This window comes from Comamonas jiangduensis, from assembly GCF_030162955.1.
GTDB lineage: Bacteria > Pseudomonadota > Gammaproteobacteria > Burkholderiales > Burkholderiaceae_C > Comamonas > Comamonas jiangduensis.
Genome location: NZ_JARXOV010000035.1, coordinates 1 through 2,164, shown reverse-complemented (window position 1 = coordinate 2,164; position 2,164 = coordinate 1). Strand labels below are relative to the sequence as shown.

The 2,164-nt window shown below is 62.2% G+C and carries 4 protein-coding genes; all 4 read left to right on the top strand.

Features of this window, described 5'->3' with window-relative positions:
* Positions 1 to 189: hypothetical protein (locus QEP12_RS16795; RefSeq protein WP_284214975.1), on the top strand; the 189-nt coding region annotated here is incomplete at its 5' end.
* Entirely contained in the window at positions 180 to 497 is a 318-nt protein-coding gene (locus tag QEP12_RS16790; RefSeq protein ID WP_284214974.1) for a hypothetical protein, read from the top strand. The genes QEP12_RS16795 and QEP12_RS16790, both read left to right, overlap by 10 nt.
* Positions 494 to 934, top strand: a complete 441-nt coding sequence (locus QEP12_RS16785) for a hypothetical protein (protein ID WP_284214973.1) — start codon at positions 494 to 496, stop codon at positions 932 to 934. Before QEP12_RS16790 ends, QEP12_RS16785 begins: the two co-directional genes overlap by 4 nt.
* A gap of 8 nt (positions 935 to 942) precedes the next feature.
* Entirely contained in the window at positions 943 to 2,133 is a 1,191-nt protein-coding gene (locus tag QEP12_RS16780; protein ID WP_284214972.1) for a hypothetical protein, read from the top strand.
* The last annotated feature ends 31 nt before the right edge of the window (positions 2,134 to 2,164 follow it).

Here is a 2,164-nt window from a genome sequence, read left to right as displayed (position 1 = left end):
GATCCGAGAGCACGTATGCCAGCGATTTTGCACGCCATGCACTCGAACGTGTACTCGGTTGTCAGTGAAGGAGTCCAAGTCAGTTTGCAAGGCCGTGCGCACAAGATTTTTCCAGGGCCACAAAGAACGACTGGGGGCATGACCGGCCTGTGGCTGTGCGCTATTGATGTTGAGGGGCCATGGACATGATTTGGGAGCCCTTTTTTTGTTATGAGCTGCGCGGGGGGCGCACCCCTTTGGGTGCACAGAATGGCCTAATCTATGGCACCGTTCAAGCGCAGCAAGGCGAGTTGCTGCAACACGTATGGCGGCGCGTGTGCCTGTTCATTCAGCGTGACGGGGTGTTTGTTGCGCAAACGTGGAGTGACAAAGTCACGGGCGCTTACCGCTTTGAGCGTCTGGATGCGGCAGAAACCTACTTCGTGATTGCCTTTGACCACACTGGCATGCACCGTGCAGTGGCTGCCAATGACTTGGTGCCGGAGGTGCAGGCATGAGCGCCGCAGAACCCATCTGGCGTGTAGCCCCTGCCTTGCTGCTGGCCCAGCTCCAAGCCACGCTGGCGCGGCTGGATGCCCAAGAGGGGAGTGCCAGCATCCGTCTTTACAGCACAGCGCGCCCAAGTGATATGGGGCAAGGCGGCACGCCCATGGCGCAGGTGCAACTGGCACGGCCTGCGGGCGTGATAACTGCAGCAGGCCTGCTGCAGCTCACACCGGCAGACCCAGCGGGCAGTATGGTGCTGGAATCCGGCACGCCGCGCTGGGGCGAGTTGGTGGCCGCAGATGGTACGGTGCTGGCCGATGGGAATGTGACCGATGCTGCACACGGCGGTTGCTTTCAGGTCAGCGGCGGGCAAACGCCTGAGGGCGATGATGCTCCAGTGTTCTATGCAGGTGGCCTGATCACGCTGGCTGCAACGGCGCTGGGCTAGGGCAGCACATGGCCGCTACCCCACTTGTCTTTAAACAGCAGCATCAGGGCGCTGGCAACCCCGTGCAACTGGTGCTGGGGGCGGATGAAGGCGCGCCCCAGCCAAAGTACATGCTGGCAGCTGTTGGCCGCCTTTCGCTGGGTATGCGTGGTGCGGTGCGTGTGGCAGCTGTGCAGCGTGTTACCGCCGTGGGGCGTATCACTGCTGGTCTGCGCGGCCCCGTTGCTGTGGGCTGGCATGTGAATGTTTCTCGCCCCAGTGTGGCCATGGTCACCGATGCTGCCCAGCCGGCGCAGTCATTGCGTGCGGCCGTGCAAGGTGTGTGGCAGCAGTCAATGCGCACACAAACTGCCATCACCCAGATCTGGCAAGACGCGCGCCATGTGTCAGAGCAAGTGCGCGCACTGTGGCAACAAGCCAAGCCTTTGCGAGGTGCAGGTGTTGATGTGATGCAAGACGCAGCATCCGTGCGCCACGGCATGCGCAGTGGGTTTGAGCAATCCTTGCGTCGTTACAGCGCTGCGCTTGATGTGGTGCAAGACGCGCAGGCCCTGCGTGTTGCCACGTTGGTGGCGTTTGAGCAGGCAGTGCGTCTGCGCAACGCCCTGCAAGGCAGCATGCAACAAGCCCTGCCCGCAAGCGGCCGCTGGTTCACCAGCTTTGCCCATGGGCTGCCTGTACGGTTGGGTGTGGGTGGCCGCTACCAAGAGGCTGCCAAACCAGGCCCCGGACAGTGGGTGTGGCCCCTGCCGCCAAATCCGCAGCCCAAGCCATGCTACGTGCCCGGCCTGCCAGCAGCCTTGGTGTTTGACCAGGCCAGTGCCAGTGGATTGCCTGCTGCGCTGGTGTTTCGCTGTAAGCGCAAAGCTCCAGAGCCGCAGCCCACGCCGCACTACGTCATTCCCTTACTGCCTGCCTATATGCAAGTCCACCACCTCACCGCACACCTGCTGCCTGGCATGGAGCCTGTGCCGCTCTCCGACCTGACGCTGTCTGCCGACGATGATGGCTACGGCTGGAGCCTCACGGCCAATGGCCCGGAGCACCTGATGGAGCAGCTCGCTCCCATGGCAGGCTTGCCTGCCCGCGTGCGGGTAGAGATCAACGGGATTGCTTTTGTGTTTGCCATCACCAGCACCGCCCGCAGCCGCAGTTTTGAGCGCAAGCGCGTAGCGGTGTTGATTTCCACGCAAAACTGACCCGCAATTTCCATCTCAAACTGACCCACCT

Excerpts from the sequence above, each read along its gene's own strand:
- QEP12_RS16790 (WP_284214974.1), top strand. The coding sequence starts at position 180 with ATGGACATGATTTGGGAGCCCTTTTTTTGTTATGAGCTGCGCGGGGGG.
- QEP12_RS16785 (WP_284214973.1), top strand. The coding sequence starts at position 494 with ATGAGCGCCGCAGAACCCATCTGGCGTGTAGCCCCTGCCTTGCTGCTG.
- QEP12_RS16780 (WP_284214972.1), top strand. The coding sequence starts at position 943 with ATGGCCGCTACCCCACTTGTCTTTAAACAGCAGCATCAGGGCGCTGGC.